This window comes from Algibacter ulvanivorans (assembly GCF_048381495.1).
Taxonomy (GTDB): Bacteria; Bacteroidota; Bacteroidia; order Flavobacteriales; family Flavobacteriaceae; genus Algibacter_B; species Algibacter_B ulvanivorans.
Window position 1 is genome coordinate 73,339 of record NZ_JBLWGD010000001.1, and the last position, 23,267, is coordinate 96,605.

Below are 23,267 nucleotides of genomic sequence, written 5' to 3' on the forward strand. Positions count from 1 at the left end.
CATTATCAAGCCTTTAGCATATAAGGCGAGATTCAAAATAAATACGAACCATCTTTCGGTAGAATTTTATTCTATTCGAAATCAATATATAAAAAATATGGCTTGCGCAAGTTGCTCAACTAAAGACGGCTCACCAAAAGGCTGCAAAAATAATGGTACTTGTGGTACAGATAGTTGTAATAAACTAACCGTTTTCGATTGGTTAGCAAACATGTCACTTCCAAATGGAGAAAAACCCTTTAATTGGGTTGAAGTACGTTATAAAAACGGCAGAAAAGAATATTATAATAATACAGAAAACCTAACCTTAAGCATTGGCGATATTGTTGCAACGCAAGCCAAAGCAGGGCACGATATAGGTATGGTTACCCTTACGGGAGAATTGGTGCGTGTACAAATGAAACGCAAAAATATTCCTTTAAACACCGAAGAAGCCTTAAAAATATACCGAAAAGCAAGCCAAAAAGATATCGATATTTGGTCGGCAGCAAGAGACAAAGAAGAACCAATGAAGGTTAAAGCACGTCAATTTGCAATCGATTTGAAGCTTCAAATGAAAATTTCAGATATCGAATTTCAGGGCGATGCCAGTAAAGCAACTTTTTACTATACAGCCGAAGAACGTGTAGATTTTCGCGAATTAATTAAAGTATTTGCACGAGAGTTTAGAACCCGAATAGAAATGAAACAAGTTGGTTTTCGGCAAGAAGCAGCCCGACTTGGAGGCATAGGTTCTTGCGGGCGCGAGCTATGTTGCTCTACATGGTTAACAGATTTTCGTTCGGTAAGTACATCGGCGGCACGCTACCAACAACTATCGTTAAATCCGCAAAAGCTAGCAGGCCAATGCGGTAAGCTAAAATGTTGCTTAAATTATGAGTTAGATACCTATTTAGATGCATTAAAAAGTTTTCCTAAAAGCGATACAAAATTGTATACCGAAAAAGGTACAGCAGTTTGCCAAAAAACAGACATTTTTAAAGGGCATATGTGGTTTGCCTACGAAGGAGAGTGGATGAATTGGCATAAGATAACTACAGACCAAGCCAACGAAATTATCGAGTTAAACAAACAAAAGAAAAAGGTTGTTAGCCTAGAAGAATACGCCTCCGATCTTATTGAAGAGAATACTAAAGAAGTATTTGAAAACGTTGTAGGTCAAGATAGTTTAACACGGTTTGATAATCCAAAACGTAATAATAAACGTAGAAATAATAGAAGGAAAGGGAACCAAAAAAGAAACCAAGGCAATAAAAAGGCAACACCTAACCAAAAGCCAGCAAATAAAAAAACAGGAGGCCCATCAAACAAAAATGAAGCCCCAAAGAAAAACCCTAACCAAAATAGAAGAAGGAAAAACAATAAAAGAAAACCACAAAATAGTAAAAATGCCGAAAAGTAGAGTTTTTTTATATTTCTTAATGTTTATTTTCATCTTGGTTTCGTGCGACTCTAATCGAGTTTACGACAATTACAAACCTATATCTAATGCTTGGCATAAAGATTCTATTGTAAGTTTTAAAGTAAACCCACCAGACTCAACAAACGCCTATAATTTATTTGTTAATTTAAGAAATACAAATGCCTACAAATACAATAATTTATTTTTAATTGTAGAAATGGTTTTTCCACATGGAAAAACCATAAAAGACACTTTAGAATACAGGATGGCAGAACCTAGCGGAAAACTTTTAGGCACAGGTTATACAGATATTAAAGAGAATAAATTGTGGTATAAAGAAGGTGTTGTTTTTAAAGAAAAAGGCGAGTATCAAGTTAATATACAACACGCCATGCGAGAAAACGGAAAAGTTAATGGCGTTGTAAGGCTAGAAGGTGTAACCGATATAGGATTTAGAATAGAAAACCCAAGCATTAAATAAAAATGGTCTCACAAAGTCTTTCGTTTTAATTTAAAATAAACATAAAAAGACAAAGTGTTTTTTTAATACTAAGTAAATGGCAAAAGCAAAAAAAGAAACTAAAGCAGTTCAAGATTTTTCAAAGTACATCCGTTGGTTTTGGATGGTATTTTTAGGCGGAGTTATTTCTGTATTTTTAATTTTCTTCCTTACCTCAATATTCGGAGACTTACCAGATCATACCGTATTAGAAAACCCTAAAACACATTTAGCAACAGAAATTATTTCTTCCGATGGGCAAACATTAGGTAAATTTTACCTTAATGATAATAGAACACCGGTAAATTATTCAGAATTTCCGCAGCATTTAGTAGATGCACTTATTGCAACCGAAGATGTTCGTTTTCACGAACACTCAGGAATCGATGCACGCGGAACACTAAGAGCAATATTTTCTTTAGGAAAAGGTGGCGGTGCAAGTACAGTATCTCAACAACTAGCAAAACAATTATTTACCGGAGTAGCTTCAAGAAGTACATTTGGCAGAATTACTCAAAAAATAAAAGAATGGATAATCGCTATTCGTTTAGAACGCCAATACACAAAAGAAGAAATTATAGCCCAATATTTTAATATTTACGATTTTGGAAACAATGCCGACGGTATTCGAAGTGCAGCGCGAATTTATTTTGGCAAAGAACCTAAAGATTTAAACATAAAGGAATCTGCAATGTTGGTAGGGATGTTTAAAAATTCATCGTTATACAATCCAAGACCAGAACGTAATCCTGTAGGTGTAAAAAATAGGCGTAATGTTGTTTTATATCAAATGGAAAAATATGGTTTTATTAATAAAAAAGTTAAAGATTCATTACAAAAAACAGAGCTAGATTTAAACTATTCGCCAGAATCGCATCGCGAAGGTATAGCAACGTATTTTAGAGGTTATTTAGATGGTTTTATGAAGGCATGGATAAAGGACAACCCAAAACCAGACGGTACAAAATGGAACCTTTATAACGATGGTTTAAAAATTTATACAACCATCGATTCGCGTATGCAAACTTATGCCGAAAATGCCGTACAGCAACACATGCCAAGGCTTCAAGCAGAGTTTTTTAATCAAAACACACCACAACGTAATCCAACAGCACCCTTTTTAGAGTTAGAAAAAGAAGAAATAGATGCTTTAATGAAACGCGGAATGAGACAATCTGAGCGTTGGAGACACATGAAATACGACTTAAAAAAATCGAACGACGAAATAATTAAATCTTTCGAAAAGCCAATAAAAATGTCTGTTTTCGCATGGAAAGATGGAAAAGCTTCAGAGGTTGACACACTCATGAAACCAATAGACTCTATGCGTTACTATAAATCATTTTTAAGAACAGGAATGATGTCTATGAACCCTCAAACAGGCCATGTAAAAGCATGGGTTGGAGGTATAAATTACAGGCATTTTCAATACGATATGGTAAAGCAAGGTAAACGCCAAATAGGATCAACCTTTAAGCCATTTGTATATACAGCAGCAATCGATCAGTTACACTATTCGCCTTGCGATGAGTTTCCAGACGTACCCTATTGTATAGAAGCTAATAAATACGGGAATCCAGAAGAATGGTGTCCAAGAAACTCTGGAGGAGCCACAGATTATGGCGGAACAAGAACATTAAAAAACGCACTAGCTAACTCTGTAAATACAGTTACAGCTCAACTTATAGATAAAGTTGGCCCGCAAACAGTTGTAAATTTAGCTACTAAATTGGGTATAGAATCTGATATGCCAGCCGTACCATCAATAGCATTAGGAACACCAGATATAAGTGTTTACGAAATGGTAGGCGCATACTCTACTTTTGCAAATCAAGGCGTTTATACAAAACCAGTTATGGTAACAAGTATAGAAGATAAAAACGGAACCATTCTATATCAATTTAAACCCGAAACTCGCGATGTGTTAAGCCAAGAAACAGCTTATGTAGCTGTAAAACTAATGGAAGGTGTAACTCAAATAGGATCTGGTGTTAGGTTAAGAACAAAAGGAGCCGATGCCTACAGAGCAGATTTTAGAGAGGTTATTACAGGTTATCCTTACGAGTTTAAAAACCCAATAGCAGGAAAAACAGGAACAACACAAAACCAAAGTGATGGTTGGTTTATGGGTATGGTACCAAATTTAGTTACCGGAGTTTGGGTAGGAGCAGAAGATAGGGCAGCACATTTTGCTTCAATTACCTATGGCCAGGGTGCTGCAATGGCATTACCTATATGGGGTTTATATATGAAAAGTTGTTATGCAGATAAAGATTTAAATATCTCTAAAGAAGAGTTTGATGCACCAGAAAACCTATCAATTAATGTAGATTGCTCTAAGCACACAAGTACTATTGATACCGATGAAAGTCCTGAAGACGAAACTCCAGACGATTTAGATTTTGGTTAATACCACCATTTTAAATAAAAAATAAATTTAAAAAACCGTTTTTAAAAAAGAACGGTTTTTTCTTTCTCAATTATTTAGGCATATCATTCAATTATTCGTAATTTTATACAGCAAAAACTAAATAATAATGATTAATAAAAAAGTAGCTAATGTACAAGAAGCTTTAAAAGGGGTTTCTAATAACATGACATTTATGCTTGGTGGTTTTGGGTTAAGTGGAATTCCAGAAAACGCTATTGCACAACTTGTAAAACTTGGTACAAATGGTTTAACCTGTATTTCAAACAATGCTGGAGTAGACGATTTTGGCTTGGGGCTTTTGCTTCAAAAAAAGCAAATAAAAAAAATGGTGTCATCGTATGTTGGTGAGAATGATGAGTTTGAACGCCAAATGCTTTCTGGCGAATTAGATGTAGAATTAATTCCGCAAGGAACTTTAGCAGAGCGTTGTCGTGCTGCTCAAGCAGGTTTTCCAGCCATTTATACACCCGCAGGTTTTGGTACAGAAGTGGCCGATGGTAAAGAAACCAGAGAGTTTGATGGAAAAATGTATGTATTAGAACATGCATTTAAAGCCGATTTTGCTTTTGTAAAAGCCTGGAAAGGCGATGAGGCAGGAAATTTAATTTTTAAAGGAACGGCCAGAAACTTTAATCCAGTAATGTGTGGTGCAGCAAAAATTACAGTAGCCGAAGTTGAAGAAATAGTACCTTTAGGCGAGTTAGATCCTAATCAAATACATATTCCTGGAATATTTGTACAACGTATATTTAAAGGCGAAGTTTACGAAAAACGAATTGAGCAACGTACAGTAAGACCAAAAGATTAAACTAGGTTTTAGGTTGAGTAATTTAAAAATTTAAATCCCTTTTATCCTAACTTCAATTATAAGTTTGTGCATTTTAGGGCGAAATAAACAAAATAAAAATGTTAGACAAAAACGGAATAGCAAAACGAATAGCTAAAGAAGTACAAGATGGATACTATGTAAATCTAGGAATAGGAATTCCAACACTTGTGGCAAATTACGTTAGAAACGATATTGAAGTAGAATTTCAAAGCGAAAACGGTGTTTTAGGTATGGGACCTTTTCCTTTTGAAGGAGAAGAAGATGCCGATATAATTAATGCAGGTAAGCAAACCATTACAACTTTACCTGGCGCTAGCTTTTTCGATTCGGCTCTTAGTTTTTCCATGATTAGAGGTAAACATGTCGATTTAACTATTTTGGGTGCTATGGAAGTTGCCCAAAATGGAGATATAGCCAACTGGAAAATTCCAGGCAAAATGGTAAAAGGCATGGGCGGAGCGATGGATTTGGTAGCAAGTGCCGAAAATATAATAGTTGCTATGATGCATACTAATAAACGAGGCGAATCAAAACTATTAAAAACATGCTCGCTTCCTTTAACAGGGGTTGGTTGTGTAAAAAAAATTGTAACTAACCTAGCGGTTATTGAAGTTACTAAAAAAGGTTTTAAATTACTTGAAAGAGCTCCTGGAGTTTCTGTAAATGATATTGTAAATGCAACCGAAGGGAATTTAATAGTAGAAGGAGAAATTCCAGAAATGAGTATTTAAAATTGAAACTCTTATTGTGTAAGTAAAAATCGATTAAATGTTAAAAAAATAAGCATTTAATCGATTTTTTATGTTTTTTAACGATTTTAATGAAAATCTGTTTTATATTAGCAGTCCCCAAATAAACCAAATAATTATAGATTTTCCTCAAATCTACCATAAACTTAACCGCTTATGAATATTGCATCAAATCTACCTGAACAACCTACTAATAACGAAAGCAAATTCAAAGAAACTTTAAAACATAATTTACAGTTTTTAAAAAGCTTAGTTTATTTAACTAAAAAGATATTCATGCTATAATCCTTTGGGAATAGCATGAATTAACTTTTTTGTGTATTCTTTTTTGGGCGAATTATAAATAACATCTGCATCGTCTAATTCTTCAATTTTGCCCTTATTCATTACCAATAATTGATCAGACATATATTTAACCACAGCTAAATCGTGCGAAATAAATATATAAGTAAACTTAAAATCTTCTTTTAACTCGTTTAATAAATTTAAAACTTGTGCTTGAACAGATATATCGAGTGCCGAAACCGACTCATCACAAACAATTAATTTAGGCTGTAATGCTATAGTTCTAGCTATTCCAATACGTTGGCGTTGTCCGCCAGAAAATTCATGAGGGTAACGATTAAAATAGTCTTCAGATAAACCAACACGATTTAAAATATCAATTACTTTTTCTTTTCTTTTAGTGTTAGAAGTGTAAAGTTTATGGACTTTCATGGGTTCCATAATAGCTTCTCCCACAGGAATTCTAGGATTTAATGAAGAGTAAGGGTCTTGAAATATAATTTGAATATCTTTTCTTAGAGCTCTTGTTTCGGTTTTAGATAGTTTAGTAATATCTATACCTTTATACAATATGGTGCCAGAGGTAGCTTTATCTAATTGAAGAATTGTATTTCCTAAGGTAGATTTGCCACAGCCAGACTCTCCAACCAAACCTAAAGTTTCGCCTTCATATAATTTAAAACTTACTTTGTTTACGGCTTTAAAATAATGAGGTTTAGTAAACCATCCAGATTTAGTAATATACTCTTTTTCTACATTAACAACTTCTAAAAGGGGGGCTTTACTGTATAGTGCTTTGTGGTTTTTTTTGCGCTGTTCTGGTGTAACTATTTGGGTTGAAATGTTATTGTTTAAATAATCTTGAATTGTAGGTAGTGTTTTTAATCTAGAGCTTAAAGAAGGTCGAGAGTTTATTAATGCCTTAGTATAATTGTGTTGCGGCGTTTTAAAAATAGATTCTACTAAACCTTGTTCAACAATTTGTCCTTTGTACATAACTAGAACCCGATTGGCAATTTCAGAAATTAAAGCCAAATCGTGCGTAATAAATATAATACTCATTTTGGTTTTAGCTTGCAACTCTTTTAATAAGCTAATAATTTCTTTTTGTACAGTTACATCTAGTGCAGTTGTAGGCTCGTCTGCAATTAAAATATCAGGTTTACATGCAATTGCCATAGCAATCATAACACGTTGCTTTTGTCCGCCAGAAATTTCATGAGGAAATGCTTTAAAAACCCGATAAGGGTTAGGTAATTTTACTCTTTCAAATAAAGATATGGTTTCTTGTTTTACTTCAAGTTTCGATAAGTTTGTATGTTGTAATAATATTTCTTCAACCTGTTTACCACAGGTCATAGATGGATTTAAAGAACTCATGGGTTCTTGAAAAATCATGGCTATTTTACAGCCTCTTATGTTTTTAAAGTTTTTCGGTTTTAGTTTTGTTAAATCGTTTTCATTATAAATAATAGATCCTTTTGTAATTTTAGAAATATTTTTAGGAAGTAAACCTAAAATGGCTAACGAAGAGACAGATTTACCAGACCCAGATTCTCCAACAATACCTAAAATTTCATTTGTATTTAAAGTATACGATATGTTGTGTATAACTTCATTTTCACCAAAAGAAATAGATAAGTTATTAATTTTTAAAATAATGTTCGTCTTCAAATCAATAGGGTTAATTACTTCAAATATACTAAAAATACATAGTTGTTTTTTAATAGCAATAGTCTGTAAAACAGAATTAAATGTAAGTGGTTTCTTTGGGTGGTTTGTGGTTTTTCCGTAAAAACATAACTAACTGTAAATCAGATTTAAAAAAAGGTTGCCTTTTAACAAAAATCTTTTAAATTCAAACTTAAATTAATTTTTAACCAACCATCCAACCTTCATGAAAAACTTTACACTAGGGCTAGTTTTTTTAGCAAGCTCGTTATTAGGGTATTCTCAAGCTCAGATTTCAAAAAGAATAAAAATTAATAACCCCACAAATGCGGAACTGCTAAAAGTAAAAAAAGCGGGTATAGATTTGTCTTGTGGAGCTATTTTTACAAACCATAGTTTAATTTTAGAACTCGGTGCCAACGAGTTAGATATGTTAAAAAAACAGCATGTAAATTATTCTGTTTTAGTTGATGATTTGACAGCTCATTATAAAAAGAAAAATGAAATAGAACTTCCTCTAGCTAAGGCTCAGTTACAAGCCAAAAAGTCTCAAACTCTAGCTAGCAGATCATTAAGTACAAAAAGTACAAGTATAAATAATTTTATTCAGTATGAAGGTTGTTCCGAAGTAGATTGGGGCGTACCAGTAAACTTTAATTTGGGTAGTATGGGAGGTTGTTTAACCTATAGCGAGGTTTTAGCAGAGCTTGACCAAATGCGAGCATTATACCCCAATTTAATTTCTGTAAAAGCTAATGCATCTCCTAGCAACCAGCTTACTAATGGTAATTCTTATACCAATGGCGGGGCTTACAATAGTTGGTCTGGAAGTACAATTTATTATGTTAGAATATCAGACAACCCAGATGTAGACGAGCCTAACGAACCTGAGTCTTTGTATTCTGGAATGACACATTCTAGAGAAGTAAGTAGTTTAATGAATTTAATGTACTACATGTGGTACATTTTAGAAAATTACAATACCGATGCAGGAATAAAAAACCTGGTTGATAATCATGAAATGTATTTTATACCTATTGCAAACCCAGATGGTTTACGATGGAATGAGCAAGTAGCACCAAACGGAGGTGGACAGCAACGAAAAAATTTAGGACCATATAATACAGGCAACAATGTTCTAAGAGGTGTCGATTTAAATAGAAATTACGATTATTTCTGGGGTCCAAATTCTATTTATGGAGGGTCTTCAGGATCGCAAAGCAGTAATACTTATAGAGGCCCATCTGCTTTTTCTGAGCCAGAAACCCAAATTGTTAGAGATTTTTCTGCTACTAGAAATTTTAAAACAGCCATGAACCATCATGCAACCTCAAATTTAATTCCGCACGCTTATAATGGATATCCTAATGCTCCTGCATCGGGTAGAGAGGCCGAATATCATAAGTTTTGCCATGATATGACACGTTTTAATAGATATATATACGGCGAGGCGCCAGATATTTTAACCATTGCAAATGGCGATATGAGCGATTGGATGTTAGGTGGCGTAACCGATATTAATGGCTCTAATGGTTCGGGTCAAGGTATATTAGCGCTTGCTCCAGAGAATGGTTCTTGGATTTCTAGTGATGGTGAAGGTGGTTTTTGGCCTAACGCAACTAAAATTGTAGAAATTGCAGAGAGAGCGGTAAGAATGAATTTTGTAAATGCTTACCATAGTGGAAAATTTGCTCAATTTCATGATTTAAATAATACTAGTATTACAACAACTTCAGGTAATTTAGAGTTTGGTTTAGAGTATCTAGGGCAAACACTAGGTGATATTACACTTAATGTAACACCTGTATCTTCAAATATTACTTCAATTACACCACCGCCAACACAAACAGGGTGGAGTAAATTAGAGCAACGTACCGTTACTGCGGCTTATACTTTAGATGCTGGAATTCAAGCTAACGATGAAATTGAATTTCAAATTACTTTAAGTAACGATGATGGGTATGTAATGTACAGAGCTAACATTATTAAACATTATAACCCAACAGTATTATTTGCAGATAATCCAGATACAGATAATTTAACAAATTGGACAGCCTCAGGAGGTGCTTGGGGTACAACCTCCGATTCGTATTCTGGAACAACAGCCATTACAGATTCTCCATCTGGCGCTTACGGGAATAATCAATCAAAAATATTAACTTTAAATACAACTATAAATTTAGCATCGGCTACAGCATCAGTTGTTCAGTTTTATGCAAAATGGGATATAGAACGTAATTTTGATTATGTTCAAATCCAAGGTTCAACAAACGGGTCTACATGGCTTCCGCTTTGCGGAAAATATAGTAAGCCAGGCTCAAGCAGATCAACAAACAGGTATAGTAGCGGTAATAGTTCTAATACAAGTACAGGTAAATCTACTTCCGATCAAAATAATCAACCCACAGGAGAGCCTATTTACGATGCTGATACTATGGATAAATGGGTTATGGAGGAAATTTTAATTGATGGCACAGAAAATAGTTTTCTCTTTGAAGCTTCAAATGCACAGTTTAGGTTTGTTTTCGATTCTGATAATTCAAATAGAGCAGACGGTTATCCAACAACTTTTGATGGTTTTATTTTTGATGATTTTAAGGTAACTACCATACAAACACCATGCTTAGTTTCTGTACCAGTAAATTTGGTTAGTAATAATATAACAGCAACCGAAGCTACTATATCATGGGATAATATACCTTCTGCAACTTACGATTTAAGATATCGAATAGTAGGAGAAACTAATTGGACAGATATTTCTGGTATATCATCGCCAATAACAACTTTAACAGGGTTAAATTCAGTAACAAATTATGAAGTACAAGTACGCTCCAATTGTGGGGCTAATAACTCGGTATATTCTACCTTAATTAATTTTACAACTTTAGATGTTGTGTTAAATTATTGCGATTCTGCAAGTACAAATGTTAATGATGAATTTATTAGTAACGTACAATTAAATACAATCAATAATAGCTCTGGAGCCCAATTTTATTCTGATTTTACCGATATATCTACAACTTTAACTAAAGAAGAACAGTATACAATTACCATTACACCAACCTGGACAGGGACTGTTTATAATGAAGCATATTCGGTATGGATTGATTATAACCGAGATGGCGATTTTAACGATTCTGGAGAACAAGTATGGACACAAGGAAATACAAAAACAGCATCGGTAAGCGGAAACTTTATTGTTCCTACTAATGCCGTTGAAAGTTCAACCAGAATGCGTGTTTCAATGAAGTATAATGCTATACCATCATCGTGTGAAACGTTTCAATATGGTGAAGTTGAAGATTATACCATTATAATAGAAAGTTCGGGTCCAGATGTTGTTGCTCCTGTAATAACATTAAATGGAGCGTCTGCAGTAGATTTAAATTTAGGAGATATTTATACCGAAGAAGGCGCAACAGCGACAGATAATATAGATGGCGATATTACAGCAAGTATAGTAATAGGAGGCAATGTAGTAGATACCAATACAGCAGGCACATACGTAGTAACCTATAATGTAAGCGATGCAGCAGGTAATGCAGCACCGCAAGTAGAGAGAACAGTAAATGTTATACCAGACACCACAGCACCAGTAATAACACTAGTCGGGTCGTCTCCAATAAACATAAATGTTGGAGGGGTTTATACCGAAGAGGGCGCAACAGCGACAGATAATATAGATGGTGATGTTACAGCAAGTATAGTAATAGGAGGCGATGTAGTAGATACCAATACAGCAGGCACATACGTAGTAACCTATAATGTAAGCGATACAGCAGGCAATGCAGCATTACAAGTAGAGAGAACAGTAAACGTTGTGCCAGATACTACTGCGCCAGTAATAACATTAAATGGAGCGTCTGCAGTAGATTTAAATTTAGGTGATATCTATACTGAAGAAGGCGCAACAGCGACAGATAATATAGATGGCGATATTACAGCAAGTATAGTAATAGGAGGTGATATAGTAGACACCAATAGTGCTAATACTTATATAGTAACTTATAACGTAGTTGATAACTCGGGAAATAATGCTGTTGAAGTTACAAGAACAGTAAATGTACTCCCAGATACAACAGCTCCAATAATCTCCTTGTTAGGTGCAAGTGTAATTAATTTAAACGTGGGAGATGTTTATACAGAGCTAGGCGCAACAGCGACAGATAATATAGATGGCGATATTACAGCAAGTATTGTAATAGCTGGAGATGTTGTTAATACTAATATAGCAGGAAGCTATAATGTAACTTATAATGTAAGTGATGCTGCTGGAAATTTGGCTACCGAAGTTTCTCGATCTGTTATTGTGTCTGAGGCTAATACGGGTTGTTCTGGCGGCATTGCTTCATTTCCTTATAATGAAGGGTTCGAAAATACTTTAGGTGCATGGACGCAATCTACCTCTGATGATATAAACTGGATTGTTGATGCTTCAGGAACACCATCAAACAATACAGGGCCTTCTAGTGCTATACAAGGTAACTATTATGTTTATGTAGAAGCTTCTTCGCCTAATTATCCAAGTAGAAGAGCTATTCTTAATTCGCCTTGTTTTGATTTAAGTGGGTTAACAGAAGCTACGTTTAGTTTTAATTATCATATGTATGGTGCTTCAGATATGGGAAGCATAGATTTAGAAATTACACAAGATGAAGGACTTACTTGGACAAGTATTTGGAATGAAACTGGTAATAAAGGAAACTCTTGGCAAAATGCTATAATTGATTTATCGGCTTATACTGGTGGCGGTATTCAGTTACGTTTTAATAGATTTGTTGGAAGCACTTGGCAAGCAGATATTGCTATTGATAATGTGAGCTTAGTTGATGGGGAAATTGTAGTAAATGGTTGTACTGGAGGTATAACAAGTTATCCTTATACTGAGGGTTATGAAAATACACTTGGCTTATGGACTCAATCTAATGCAGACGATATTAATTGGACTATTGATGCTAACGGAACACCATCTAATAATACTGGACCATCAAGTGCTGCTCAAGGTAGTTATTATATTTATGTAGAAGCCTCTGGTAATGGTACTGGGTATCCTAATAAAAGAGCCATTATAAACTCGCCTTGTTACGATTTAAGTACTGTTTCTCAAGCTAACTTTAGTTTTAGCTATCATATGTACGGTGCTTCAGATATGGGAACAATTACTTTAGAAGCTAGTCATGATAATGGAATAAGTTGGGCGCCTATTTGGAGTGAATCTGGAAATAAAGGAAATACATGGCTTTCTGTTAATATTGATTTGTCTATTTTTATTGGTAATAGTGTTCAATTAAGGTTTAATAGAGTTACAGGAGGTACTTGGCAAGCAGATGTTGCTATTGATAATATAAGCTTAACAATAGCTGCGTTAGCTAAAAATGAATTAAAAGAAGAAAATGTATTGAATATTAGTACACATAGTGTTAATAAGCTTACGTTGTATCCAAATCCAGTTGAAGAGGTGTTAAACATTAAAACTTTAAAAGGAGGAAATTTATCGTATAAAATTATTAATGCACTTGGGCAGGTTGTAAACAAAGGAAAAACAACTAAAGCAATAGTTGTTGATAATTTAGAGGCTGGTATGTATTATATTGAAGTTGAAAATAATGGGATTAAAATAATGAAGCGATTTATTAAAGAATAAATCAACGATTGACTAACTCAAATGTAAAAAGTCCAGATTTTTAATCTGGACTTTTTTATTTTTATACATGAATTATTTCATCATCATTTAAAATTTCATCTCCTCTTAGGCGTAAAAATATTTGTGCTACAGCAATGGTGTCTTTTTCGCAATAAACAATTATTCTATCAATTTGGTTTTCTTCATAATATACGTTATAAACTTCACTACCATCAATATCGTCTTTTGGAGAGGGTATACCCAGTACATTGGTCATTAATTTTAAAGAAGTATAGGTTTTATAATCGCCAAATTTCCATAGCTCAAGAGTATCTAAGTGCGGAACTTCCCATGGTTTTTTGCCAAATAAATTTAGTTTGTACGGTAATTCAATATTATTAATAATCATACGTCTGGCTATGTAAGGAAAGTCAAATTCTTTTCCGTTATGTGCACATAACAAATGTTTATTTTGGCTAAAGTGAGCATTTAATAAGTTTTTAAAATCTTTTAATATTTTTATTTCATCGCCATAAAATGAAGTGACTCTAAACTTTCTGCGATCACCCAAATTTGTAAAATAACCAACAGAGATGCATACTATTTTGCCAAATTCTGCCCAAATTCCAGCACGATTATAAAACTCTTCTGCTGTATATTCATCCTTTCTTTGGTATCTAGATTTATGTTCCCAAAGGGTTTGCTTTGTTTCGTCTAAATCTGAAAAAAACTGCGTTTCTGGTACGGTTTCGATATCCAGAAATAAAATGTTTTCAAGATTTAATTTAGATATCATTTTTCTAGCATTTTATAGGCTTCTTCAATATAAGTATTAATATCTGTAGTAAACGACCCTATTTGTGTATTATCGCCTTTAGAGTGTCCGAGCCTTACAATTATTACATTGTCTGTAGGTTCTACTATTACGTATTGGCCTAGGTGCCCTCGCATCATAAAAAAGTGTTTGTTGCCAATGGTTTTTAGCCACCAACCGTAGCCATACATGTCGCCATCTGGATATACGGGTTTTAAAGACTTAGCAACAAATGTTGAGTCTAAAATTTGTTTTCCATTCCATTTTCCGTGGTCTTTGTATAATTTACCAAAACGAGCAAAATCTTTAGCATTACTAGCAATACAGCAGTAGGCTTTAACTAAATCGTGCGTTTTACTATCTACTTGCCAAAGGGTAGGGTTTTCAGAGTTTAAGGGTTTCCAAAAACTTTCTGTTAAATAATTATATATTTTTTTTCCTGTGGCTTTTTCAATTACCATGGCTAGCATTTGAGTGTCCCCACTTGAGTATTTAAAAGATTTTCCTGGTTCGGTTGCCATATTTAAGCCAAGCATAACGTTTTCTAAATTATCATCGAAATAAGCTCGGGTAACAATTGAAAATGGCGAGTAGTAGCGTTCGTCCCAAGTGGTTCCAGATGCCATGCTGGATAAGTCTCCAACCGTCATTTGCGCTGCTAGCCCTTGGCTAAATTCTGGTAGAAAATCGCTAACAGGTTGGTCTAGGCCTTTAATATAACCGTCCATTATGGCTTTACCCATAAGGCCAGAAACATAGCTTTTTGCCATAGAAAAGGAATTAGATTGCGAGTTTTCATTAAAACCATCGTAATAGTTTTCAAACCAAATACTATCGTTTTTTATAATAACATAAGCAATGGTACCATTGGCTTTATTTATAGAGTCTAGATTTTTGGTTTCTTTTACAGAATTGTAATTTTTATGATTTGGCCAAGGTTGAGGTGTCCCGTTTTCAATTATTTGGTTGTCAAATTTTTTATAGTCTTCAAGGTATGCAGTAGTGTATCCTTGCATATAAATGGTTCGAACAGCTTTTATTAAGTAATCTGTATTTGTGATGTATAATACAATAATTAATAATCCAATTATAATGGCTAACCATTTAAAAAGTTTTTTTAATAATTTCATGAGTTTAATTTAAGTTGCAACTAAAGATAAGTAATTAAAGCATTGGTGTAAAATAAAACTATTTTGAAACCGCTTTTTGTTTTAATTTTTCTTTGTAAAACGTTTTATTGGCAACATAAATGGTTTTAGAAAGCTCGGCAATAACAACCCCTTGTTTATTTACAATATTTGGTGTTTTTACAATGTTAATTTCTCCTTTGCTTTTAACATCTTTTTTTATTGAAATAATTTCTTCTGGAGAAAAAGTAAATTCGCAAAACACATCTTCTTTGCCAGGTCTTTTGTAGTTTATGGTTGCCGATTTGTCCCAAACTACATAATCATTTCCTAGAATATTTATAAGTTGAATCATATAAATAGGATCTGTAGCCGATAGCATGCTTCCTCCAAAAATAGAGCCTACATAGTTTTTGTTTTTCCAACTTAATGGTATTTTAATTTTTACATAGTGCAAATTTGCAGAAACGTTTGTTACTTTTCCTGTAGATCGTTTATACATAGGCGACCAATTAAATCCATATTTATAAATTTGTGCATCTGTAAAAAAACGACCGGCTATATTGGTAAGTGTTCTGTACATAATTAAAATAAGGTTTGTTGTTTAAATGGACTTTCGTGTTCTAATAGCCATTGTTTACGGTGTAAGCCACCAGCATAACCGGTTAATGAGCCGTCGCTTCCTATTACTCTGTGGCATGGTACAATTATCCATAATGGGTTTTTTCCGTTAGCATTTGCTACGGCTCTAATTGCTTTTATATCGCCCAGTTGTTTTGATAATTCTAGGTACGAAACTGTTTTTCCGTATGGTATTTGTTCTAATTGTTTCCAGACGCGCTTTTGAAAATCTGTGCCTTGTGCATTTAATTTTAAATTAAACGTTTTACGAGACCCTTCAAAATATTCGTTTAGTTGAATAACACAATCTTCTAATTCAACAGGGATAACATCTGTCGCTTTTTCTTTAGAATTAAGAACAGTAATAGAGTTAATTCCATTTTCATTTCCAACAATTTTGGTAAATCCAAGAGGCGAATTTATAATGCAGGTTTCCATTAGTTTGAAGGTGAATTCTCATCAAAAATACCTAATTTTTTTGCACGAGTTTCCCAACTTTTTCTAGCTAATTGTTGTAGGTCTGAAACATTATCGCTCTCGTCCATAATTTCTAATCCTAAAAGTGTTTCAATAACATCTTCCATGGTTACTAAACCGCTAACAGAGCCATACTCGTCTACAACTAAAGCCATGTGGTTTCTACTTTCAATAAGTTGTTCGAATAAATTAGGAATAGGTAAATTTCTATTTATAATAATAATATTTCGTAGTAATTCTGATAACTTTTTATTGCCATTACCAAGTGCCATTTCTTTAAAGATTTCATCTTTTAAAACGAGACCTTTTATATTGTCGGGGTCGTCTAAATATATAGGAATTCTTGAAAATCGAAGATTTAAGTTTCTGTTAAAAAAATCTTCTACAGTAGTGTTTTGGTTTTCAGCTTGCATGACGGTTCTAGGCGTCATTACATCTTTGGCAAAAACATCTTTAAAGGTTAGTAAGTTTTTAATAATTTTACTTTCATTTTCTTGAAAAACACCTTCTTCATGAGCCATGTCGGTCATTACCATAAAGCTTTCTCGGCTTAAAACACTTCCGTGGCCTTTGCCTCCTATTAGTTTAGTGGTAAGTTGTAATAACCATAAAATGCCTGTCCATTTTAATGGGAAAATTAAAATAGTTAGCGCTTTTGATGTAAAATTAGCTAGTTGTTTCCAGTAGGTTGCTCCAATAGTTTTTGGAATAATTTCTGAGGCTACTAGAATTAAAAAAGTCATTATTGCAGATACAATGCCTACAGTATTAATTCCAAAAAACTCAATTTTATAAGGAAGACTTTCGGCTTCTATACCAACCATCATGGCACCTAAAGTATGCGCAATGGTGTTAAGTGTAAGTATAGCTATAAGTGGTTTGTCTACGTCTTTTTTTAAAGATTCTAGAGTTGATGCGTAATCTTTACCTTCTTGCTTTTTAACATTAATAAATGTGGGTGTTACACTTAATAAAACAGCTTCGAGGATAGAACATAAAAATGAAAAGAAAATGGAAATGGTTGCCCAAAAAATTAATGCGCTCATAGTATTTTTTTGAAAAACTAAAAATACTAATTATTGATTGAATTGTGAATTTATGTTAGATGAATATTTTTTAGTTATAATAAATTGTTGGTATACGGTTATCGTTTTAATGTGAAGTGCGCTTTAAATTCTCTAGTTTTATTATTATTGTCTTTAAAATAAACTTTAAACCAATAGCCAGATTGTGGCAAGAGTTTGCCATTGTATATGCCATTCCATCCTAAACCTTTTGGGGCTAGATGTTTTAACATTTTTCCATACCTATCGAAAATATATATTTCTGGTGTTATTAAGTCTTCAACGCCTATTATTTGCCAATAGTCGTTAAAACCATCGTTGTTTGGGGTGAAGAATTTCATATAATCAATAATTGTTTTTTCTATATTAACTACGCCACAGCCCTTGGTATCAATAATTTGAAAAGTATGATAGCCAGATTTTAAGTTTTCAAAAATATTTGATTCTTGGGTTGGGCCATTGTTTACAGAAAAAATATAATTTCCGTAGCCGCTAGCTGTAATTTCTACAGTATGATTTTTAGAGAACGGTAAAGAGGTTACGACCACATCTAAAACTTGTGGTGGCCCAGAAGGGAAAACAGTAGCTTGTTTGGTAAAATGGCATCCTGTGCTTGTAAATGTTGCTTTTACAGCATAGTTTCCTGGTTCAGTTGCTGTTAATGCGCTAGAGGTTTCTCCTGGAATTATATTGCCTTCAAAATACCATTCAAAGGTATGATTAGTTTCAGATAGCTGTGTGTTAATTACGGGTAGTGCGTAGTCAAAGTTAACAGTATCGTCACTATTTAAACATATTAATGTGTCTTCAATTTCAAAAATAGGAGGTGTATTAATAGTTATTGTAAAAGGTAAATAAGAATAACAGCCAGAAGAATTATCTGTTTTTTTAGCAAATAAATTGTATGAGGTTTCTCCTGTTGTAGGGTAATTTGTTGCGGTAAGGTTAATGCCGTTTATAGCATTATTTACAGAATCATGATAGGTTATTGTATAATTACTTGGGTTATCAGGTCCTATAACAAAATGATCTAAATGGGTTAGGTTTATAGTGGTTAGGTAATCATAATCATCATCACAATAAAATTGATCTGGTATTTGATAAGATGTTGGTGTATCAGGCCCAATTATTTCTACTATTTCATGGCTGGAGGTTATACATTCATATTGTTCAAAAACAAAATCGGTATATATACCTTTTATTAGGTTGTCTAAGATTATATTACCTAAGCTATCTGCCATAAGGTCTTCAGGGCCATAAGGTGCGCCGTCGTGCGTAAAGGTTATAGTGTAGTTTGTTAATGGTGTTAGGCCAGAAAATATTAATTGTCCTTCTGGTGTTGTACAGTTTGTGTAATCTCTTTTGCTTATGGTATAATTTGGAGGCTCTGGGTCTGATAAATTAAAATCTGTATTAATAGTTGTGTCGCAGCCAGAGTAGTTTATTGATACATTGGTGTATAAGCCAGCATCTAAATCTGTAATTTCTACAATACCTTCGCTATTAGCGATGTATGCGGTTTCGGGAACTAAAATACCATCATCAACATAGCTTATTCCGTATGATACGCCTTCGGTTAATCCAGAAAATATAAGTTTACCGTCTTGCCCATTACATGTGCTTGGGTTTTCTTGAATGGCATTTACTATAAATGGAACAAAAGTCTCATCAACTTCTTCAAGAATATAATAATATGTAAATCTTACAGATTCGTTTGCAGGAATGTCTCCTAAATTAAATGCAATAGAAATGGCTTCATCTACATTTGTTTTAGTGTCGCCTTCGGTATTATTAAAACCAGTACCATTCCATATAGCACTAGCCGATCTATTATTAAATCCGCCAAAAGTAACTCTAGCTTTTTCGCTATTAGCATATAAACTAACGTTTGATCCATCCATGTCTTGCGGGATAGAAAGTGGGGCTTGCGATGCTGTAACTAAACACGTTTGATCTGTTACAGAGCTAGCTTGCGATAAAATTTCTAAATCTGTTTCGTATCTACCGCTTAGGGTTACATTGTTATCGGGGTCGACATTATGCATAAAATAAACATCGTCCTTTTGTGTATCTGAAAGGTTTTTTATAAATGTTGTCATTTGAATAAATAACCCGTCTTCTGTAATACTATAGTATCTTTTAATATTTAAGCCATTTACATTGCCTTCCCAAGATATTTGAGCAATATCTTCAAAACAATCTGAAGATATTACATTTACGCTTGTAACTTTTCCTGGGATACTAGAAAACTTAATTCCGTTGTTGTTATTGTAGTTAATACCTGCTATTTGAATACTGAACCCTTCTTCTGGATCGCCAGGAGTAAAAAAATCGCCATCGTAATCTATCCAATCGTCATTTAATGGGTTTGCTATAAAACCAAATAAATCATTTCCGGTTTCTCTGTTATTATGAAAAGTAGCAGGTCTATTTGCCGAATCTGCTCCGTAAACACCTTTTGCGTTAATACCTATTTCAACTAAATTGCCTTTTGCCCAACCTTCGCCATCTATATGGTGTACTTCTAGTTGTGCAAAACAAAAACTAACAGAAAATAATAGCGTTAAAAAAAGATAAAGTTTATGCATAACTATTGTAGTATATAGTTGACAATTATACATATTATTTTTAAACCGAATGTTAAATTATGTTAGTATTAGATAAACGGAAAATAATAACTACGAAATTAGTTTTATAACATCTTTAGCAAAGTAGCTAGCTATAATATCTGCACCAGCACGTTTAAAAGCGGTTGTGGTTTCCATCATCACTTGGTTGTGGTCTAGCCAACCTTTTTCGGCCGCAGCTTTTATCATGGCATATTCTCCAGATACTTGGTATACAGCAACAGGAACATCAACTTCTTCTTTAATATCTCTTAAAATATCCAGATAAGAAAGCCCTGGTTTAACCATAACAATATCGGCGCCTTCGTCAATATCCATTTCGGTTTCGCGAATGGCTTCAAAACGGTTTCCATAATCCATTTGATAGGTTTTTTTATCCTTCGGAATATCAACCAAATCTACAGGAGCAGAATCTAATGCATCGCGAAAAGGCCCGTAAAAAGCCGATGCATATTTTGCTGAGTAACTCATAATGCCTGTATTAATAAAACCTTCGTCTTCTAAAGCTTCGCGAATGGTAAGAATACGACCGTCCATCATGTCGCTTGGTGCTACAAAATTGGCTCCAGCTTGTGCGTGCGAAATGCTCATTTCGGCTAAAAAGTCGGCAGTTTCATCGTTTATAATTTGTCCGTTTTCAATAATACCATCGTGTCCGTAAGCCGAATAAGGGTCTAAAGCCACATCGGTCATTACTAACATATCTGGACATACGTTTTTAACTGTTTTAATAGCACGTTGCATTAAGCCATCTGGGTTTAAAGCTTCGGTTCCTTTATTGTCTTTTAAATTATCTGGAACTTTTACAAACAATAAAACCGATTTTAAACCTAATTTCCAAAGTTCCTTTACTTCAGCTTCTAATAAATCTAAGCTATAACGATAATAGTTTGGCATTGATGGGATTTCGTCTTTTATACCTTTACCTTCTACCACAAAAAGTGGTACTAAAAAATCGTTTGGTGATATGATAGTTTCTCTAACTAAGCTTCTTATTGCCTCGTTAGTTCTTAGTCTTCTATTTCTTCTTAAAGGATACATTAAATGGTGTTTTTTAAGTGTTTAGTTTAAATAGATTTATTTTGCAAAACCTAGGTAATACCAACGGTTATTTTCTTTTACAAATTTAGAGTTTTCATGGATAACATCTGGTTTTCCGTTTTCAAAAAAGAATGCATTAAATTTTACTGTATCTGCAGTAGTTTTTAATACTTCTAATTTTATCCATTGTACAGATTTTGCCCATTTTACAATGGCTTTTTTTTCTGAAATTGGTCGAGTAGATTTATGGTGTGTTTGCATTAAATAATTGCCATTTGCCAATACAAAAGCACTATAACGAGACCGCATTAATTGTTCGGCAGTTTCGGTTTTTCCATTATTTAAATGAAATACCTCACAACAGGTTTTGTAGCTTTTATTGTTTCCGCAGTAGCAATTCATATTACACCCAATTTACAGGATTTTTTAATACTTTAATGAGTTTTTCTTCTTCGCTTCCAGCTTCTGGATGATGATTGTAAACCCATTGAACGTGCGGAGGTAAACTCATTAAAATACTTTCTATTCTTCCATTTGTTTTTAAACCGAAAAGCGTGCCTTTATCATGTACTAAATTGAATTCGACATAACGACCACGACGTATTTCTTGCCAATCGCGTTGTGCTTTTGTGTATGGTAAATCTTTTCTTTTTTCAATAATAGGAACGTAGGCATTAAGGAAACTATCGCCAACTTCGGTAACGAAATTGTACCAGTTTTCCATGTTCATATTATCGGTTGCTTTGCAATAATCGAAAAATAAACCACCTAAGCCACGACCTTCGTTACGATGTGTGTTATAAAAATACTCGTCGCAACGGGCTTTGTATTTTGGGTAAAATTCTGGGTTGTGCTTATCGCAAGCAGTTTTACAAACTTGATGAAAGTGTTTCGCGTCTTCTTCAAACAGATAGTAAGGTGTTAAATCTTGTCCGCCGCCAAACCATTGGTCTACAATGTTACCTGTTTTATCATACATTTCAAAATAGCGCCAATTGGCATGAACGGTTGGAGCCATTGGGTTTTTGGGGTGCAATACTAAACTTAAACCGCAAGCAAAAAAATCGGCATCTTCTACGCCAAAGTATTTTTGCATGGTGTCTGGTAATTTACCGTGTACACCAGAAATGTTTACACCGCCTTTTTCAAAAACGTTTCCGTTTTCAATTACTCTGGTTCTTCCGCCGCCACCTTCTGGTCGTTTCCAAATGTCTTCTTGAAATTTTGCTTTACCATCAATGGTTTCCAGTTTTGAGGTAATGCGGTCTTGTAAATTTTGTATGTATTGGTAGAATTTGTCTTTCATTGGTGTTTTCAATTGGATTTTTTTGGTGTTATTAAAACCTACAAGGTCTTCGAGACCTCGCAGGTTAGGGCTCGTTTTCTTATCGGTGTTATTACCTTGTTTCTGCTAGTTACAGTCTCAAGACCTGCGAGGTTTTCAAAACCTTGTAGGTCTAATGTATGCACATATTCAAAATTATCTAAATCATCAAAAAGTTCTAAAACATATGGTTTTTCATTAGTAATTAAACTAGGATTGTTTAAAAAATAACTTTGATAGGATGTGAATTTATAATCTTTGAAATACTTTACAACATTATGGTTTTCTGGATTTTTATGAATGTATAAAATTAAATTTTTAAGATAATTTTCGTCAGTTATTTTTTTTCTTCGGAAGTGTTTTTCAAATAAACTACCCGTTCTGTTTTGTTGTTTATTAAATGCTTTTGCATAAGCGTTAAATAAGTTAGAAATGGATTGACTAGCTATTTTGCCATCAGAATTTATTTTTAACAAAAAATGAAAATGATTATCCATTAAGCAATAGCTTAAAATAGAAGTGTTACCTTCTAAATACTTTTTCATTAGACCCAAAAAGTAAGTTTTATTACCTTCATTTTTAAAAATAGTTTCGCTATTAATGCCACGATTAAATATGTGATAATAGTTACCTTGTTCTAATGTTTCAAGTTTCATTGTGTGTTTTTGGTTGAGACCTATAAG

17 protein-coding genes are annotated in these 23,267 nt (G+C 33.7%); 6 read left to right on the plus strand and 11 right to left on the minus strand.

The window, feature by feature from the left end; all coding sequences use genetic code 11:
* The first annotated feature begins 97 nt into the window (after nt 1-97).
* The 5 genes from ACNG5D_RS00375 (at nt 98) to ACNG5D_RS00395 (ending at nt 5,892) form a co-directional block, all read left to right on the plus strand.
* Nucleotides 98-1,402: a PSP1 domain-containing protein gene (locus ACNG5D_RS00375; RefSeq protein WP_418181509.1), complete on the plus strand. Its 1,305-nt coding sequence runs from the start codon at nt 98-100 to the stop codon at nt 1,400-1,402.
* Entirely contained in the window at nt 1,389-1,883 is a 495-nt protein-coding gene (locus ACNG5D_RS00380; RefSeq protein ID WP_418181510.1) for a gliding motility lipoprotein GldH, read from the plus strand. The genes ACNG5D_RS00375 and ACNG5D_RS00380 overlap by 14 nt, the downstream gene beginning before the upstream one ends.
* Before the next feature lie 76 nt (nt 1,884-1,959).
* Nucleotides 1,960-4,311, plus strand: coding sequence for a penicillin-binding protein 1A (locus tag ACNG5D_RS00385; RefSeq protein ID WP_418181511.1), 2,352 nt, complete (start codon nt 1,960-1,962; stop codon nt 4,309-4,311).
* Nucleotides 4,312-4,438: 127 nt separating this feature from the next.
* Entirely contained in the window at nt 4,439-5,140 is a 702-nt protein-coding gene (locus ACNG5D_RS00390; RefSeq protein ID WP_418181512.1) for a CoA transferase subunit A, read from the plus strand.
* A 98-nt stretch (nt 5,141-5,238) separates the two neighbouring features.
* Complete coding sequence (locus ACNG5D_RS00395) at nt 5,239-5,892, plus strand: 3-oxoacid CoA-transferase subunit B (RefSeq protein WP_418181513.1); 654 nt, start codon at nt 5,239-5,241, stop codon at nt 5,890-5,892.
* 297 nt (nt 5,893-6,189) lie between these two features.
* Here ACNG5D_RS00395 and ACNG5D_RS00400 read toward each other — a convergent pair whose 3' ends face one another.
* Nucleotides 6,190-7,869, minus strand: a complete 1,680-nt coding sequence (locus tag ACNG5D_RS00400; RefSeq protein ID WP_418181514.1) for an ABC transporter ATP-binding protein — start codon at nt 7,867-7,869, stop codon at nt 6,190-6,192.
* Between the two features lie 223 nt (nt 7,870-8,092).
* Here ACNG5D_RS00400 and ACNG5D_RS00405 point away from each other — a divergent pair, with 223 nt between their 5' ends.
* Nucleotides 8,093-13,510 (plus strand): immunoglobulin-like domain-containing protein, encoded by a 5,418-nt coding sequence (locus tag ACNG5D_RS00405; RefSeq protein WP_418181515.1) that lies wholly within the window; start codon nt 8,093-8,095, stop codon nt 13,508-13,510.
* A gap of 61 nt (nt 13,511-13,571) precedes the next feature.
* On the opposite strand, the gene ACNG5D_RS00410 is transcribed toward ACNG5D_RS00405, so the two are convergent.
* The 10 genes from ACNG5D_RS00410 to ACNG5D_RS00455 all read right to left on the minus strand — a co-directional run bounded on the left by ACNG5D_RS00410 (nt 13,572) and on the right by ACNG5D_RS00455 (nt 23,240).
* Nucleotides 13,572-14,285, minus strand: a complete 714-nt coding sequence (locus tag ACNG5D_RS00410; RefSeq protein ID WP_418181516.1) for a 3'-5' exonuclease — start codon at nt 14,283-14,285, stop codon at nt 13,572-13,574.
* A complete protein-coding gene (locus ACNG5D_RS00415; protein WP_418181517.1) occupies nt 14,282-15,433 on the minus strand; it encodes a serine hydrolase domain-containing protein in 1,152 nt (383 codons plus the stop codon). Before ACNG5D_RS00415 ends, ACNG5D_RS00410 begins: the two co-directional genes overlap by 4 nt.
* Nucleotides 15,434-15,491: 58 nt before the next feature.
* A complete protein-coding gene (locus ACNG5D_RS00420) occupies nt 15,492-16,013 on the minus strand; it encodes a DUF4442 domain-containing protein (RefSeq protein WP_418181518.1) in 522 nt (173 codons plus the stop codon).
* Between the two features lie 2 nt (nt 16,014-16,015).
* Nucleotides 16,016-16,489 (minus strand): methylated-DNA--[protein]-cysteine S-methyltransferase, encoded by a 474-nt coding sequence (locus ACNG5D_RS00425; protein ID WP_418181519.1) that lies wholly within the window; start codon nt 16,487-16,489, stop codon nt 16,016-16,018.
* On the minus strand, nt 16,489-17,574 hold the full coding sequence (locus tag ACNG5D_RS00430; protein ID WP_418181520.1) for a CNNM domain-containing protein: 1,086 nt from the start codon (nt 17,572-17,574) through the stop codon (nt 16,489-16,491). The genes ACNG5D_RS00425 and ACNG5D_RS00430 overlap by 1 nt, the downstream gene beginning before the upstream one ends.
* 98 nt (nt 17,575-17,672) lie before the next feature.
* Entirely contained in the window at nt 17,673-20,180 is a 2,508-nt protein-coding gene (locus tag ACNG5D_RS00435) for a T9SS type B sorting domain-containing protein (protein WP_418181521.1), read from the minus strand.
* A 90-nt stretch (nt 20,181-20,270) separates the two neighbouring features.
* Nucleotides 20,271-21,260, minus strand: a complete 990-nt coding sequence (hemB, locus tag ACNG5D_RS00440; RefSeq protein WP_418181522.1) for a porphobilinogen synthase — start codon at nt 21,258-21,260, stop codon at nt 20,271-20,273.
* Nucleotides 21,261-21,296: 36 nt separating this feature from the next.
* A complete protein-coding gene (locus tag ACNG5D_RS00445; RefSeq protein WP_418181523.1) occupies nt 21,297-21,662 on the minus strand; it encodes a YchJ family protein in 366 nt (121 codons plus the stop codon).
* Between the two features lies 1 nt (nt 21,663).
* Nucleotides 21,664-22,566: an oxygen-dependent coproporphyrinogen oxidase gene (gene hemF, locus ACNG5D_RS00450; protein ID WP_418181524.1), complete on the minus strand. Its 903-nt coding sequence runs from the start codon at nt 22,564-22,566 to the stop codon at nt 21,664-21,666.
* A gap of 38 nt (nt 22,567-22,604) precedes the next feature.
* The gene (locus ACNG5D_RS00455) at nt 22,605-23,240 is read right to left on the minus strand and encodes a transposase (RefSeq protein WP_418181525.1); all 636 of its coding nucleotides are present in this window, start codon (nt 23,238-23,240) and stop codon (nt 22,605-22,607) included.
* Nucleotides 23,241-23,267 lie beyond the last annotated feature (27 nt).

Bases quoted from the DNA above. Each gene is read 5' to 3' on its own strand.
- ACNG5D_RS00375 (WP_418181509.1), top strand. From the start codon at position 98: ATGGCTTGCGCAAGTTGCTCAACTAAAGACGGCTCACCAAAAGGCTGC.
- ACNG5D_RS00380 (WP_418181510.1), top strand. From the start codon at position 1,389: ATGCCGAAAAGTAGAGTTTTTTTATATTTCTTAATGTTTATTTTCATC.
- ACNG5D_RS00385 (WP_418181511.1), top strand. From the start codon at position 1,960: ATGGCAAAAGCAAAAAAAGAAACTAAAGCAGTTCAAGATTTTTCAAAG.
- ACNG5D_RS00390 (WP_418181512.1), top strand. From the start codon at position 4,439: ATGATTAATAAAAAAGTAGCTAATGTACAAGAAGCTTTAAAAGGGGTT.
- ACNG5D_RS00395 (WP_418181513.1), top strand. From the start codon at position 5,239: ATGTTAGACAAAAACGGAATAGCAAAACGAATAGCTAAAGAAGTACAA.
- ACNG5D_RS00405 (WP_418181515.1), top strand. From the start codon at position 8,093: ATGAAAAACTTTACACTAGGGCTAGTTTTTTTAGCAAGCTCGTTATTA.
- ACNG5D_RS00410 (WP_418181516.1), bottom strand. From the start codon at position 14,285: ATGATATCTAAATTAAATCTTGAAAACATTTTATTTCTGGATATCGAA.
- ACNG5D_RS00415 (WP_418181517.1), bottom strand. From the start codon at position 15,433: ATGAAATTATTAAAAAAACTTTTTAAATGGTTAGCCATTATAATTGGA.
- ACNG5D_RS00420 (WP_418181518.1), bottom strand. From the start codon at position 16,013: ATGTACAGAACACTTACCAATATAGCCGGTCGTTTTTTTACAGATGCA.
- ACNG5D_RS00425 (WP_418181519.1), bottom strand. From the start codon at position 16,489: ATGGAAACCTGCATTATAAATTCGCCTCTTGGATTTACCAAAATTGTT.
- ACNG5D_RS00430 (WP_418181520.1), bottom strand. From the start codon at position 17,574: ATGAGCGCATTAATTTTTTGGGCAACCATTTCCATTTTCTTTTCATTT.
- ACNG5D_RS00435 (WP_418181521.1), bottom strand. From the start codon at position 20,180: ATGCATAAACTTTATCTTTTTTTAACGCTATTATTTTCTGTTAGTTTT.
- hemB (WP_418181522.1), bottom strand. From the start codon at position 21,260: ATGTATCCTTTAAGAAGAAATAGAAGACTAAGAACTAACGAGGCAATA.
- ACNG5D_RS00445 (WP_418181523.1), bottom strand. From the start codon at position 21,662: ATGAATTGCTACTGCGGAAACAATAAAAGCTACAAAACCTGTTGTGAG.
- hemF (WP_418181524.1), bottom strand. From the start codon at position 22,566: ATGAAAGACAAATTCTACCAATACATACAAAATTTACAAGACCGCATT.
- ACNG5D_RS00455 (WP_418181525.1), bottom strand. From the start codon at position 23,240: ATGAAACTTGAAACATTAGAACAAGGTAACTATTATCACATATTTAAT.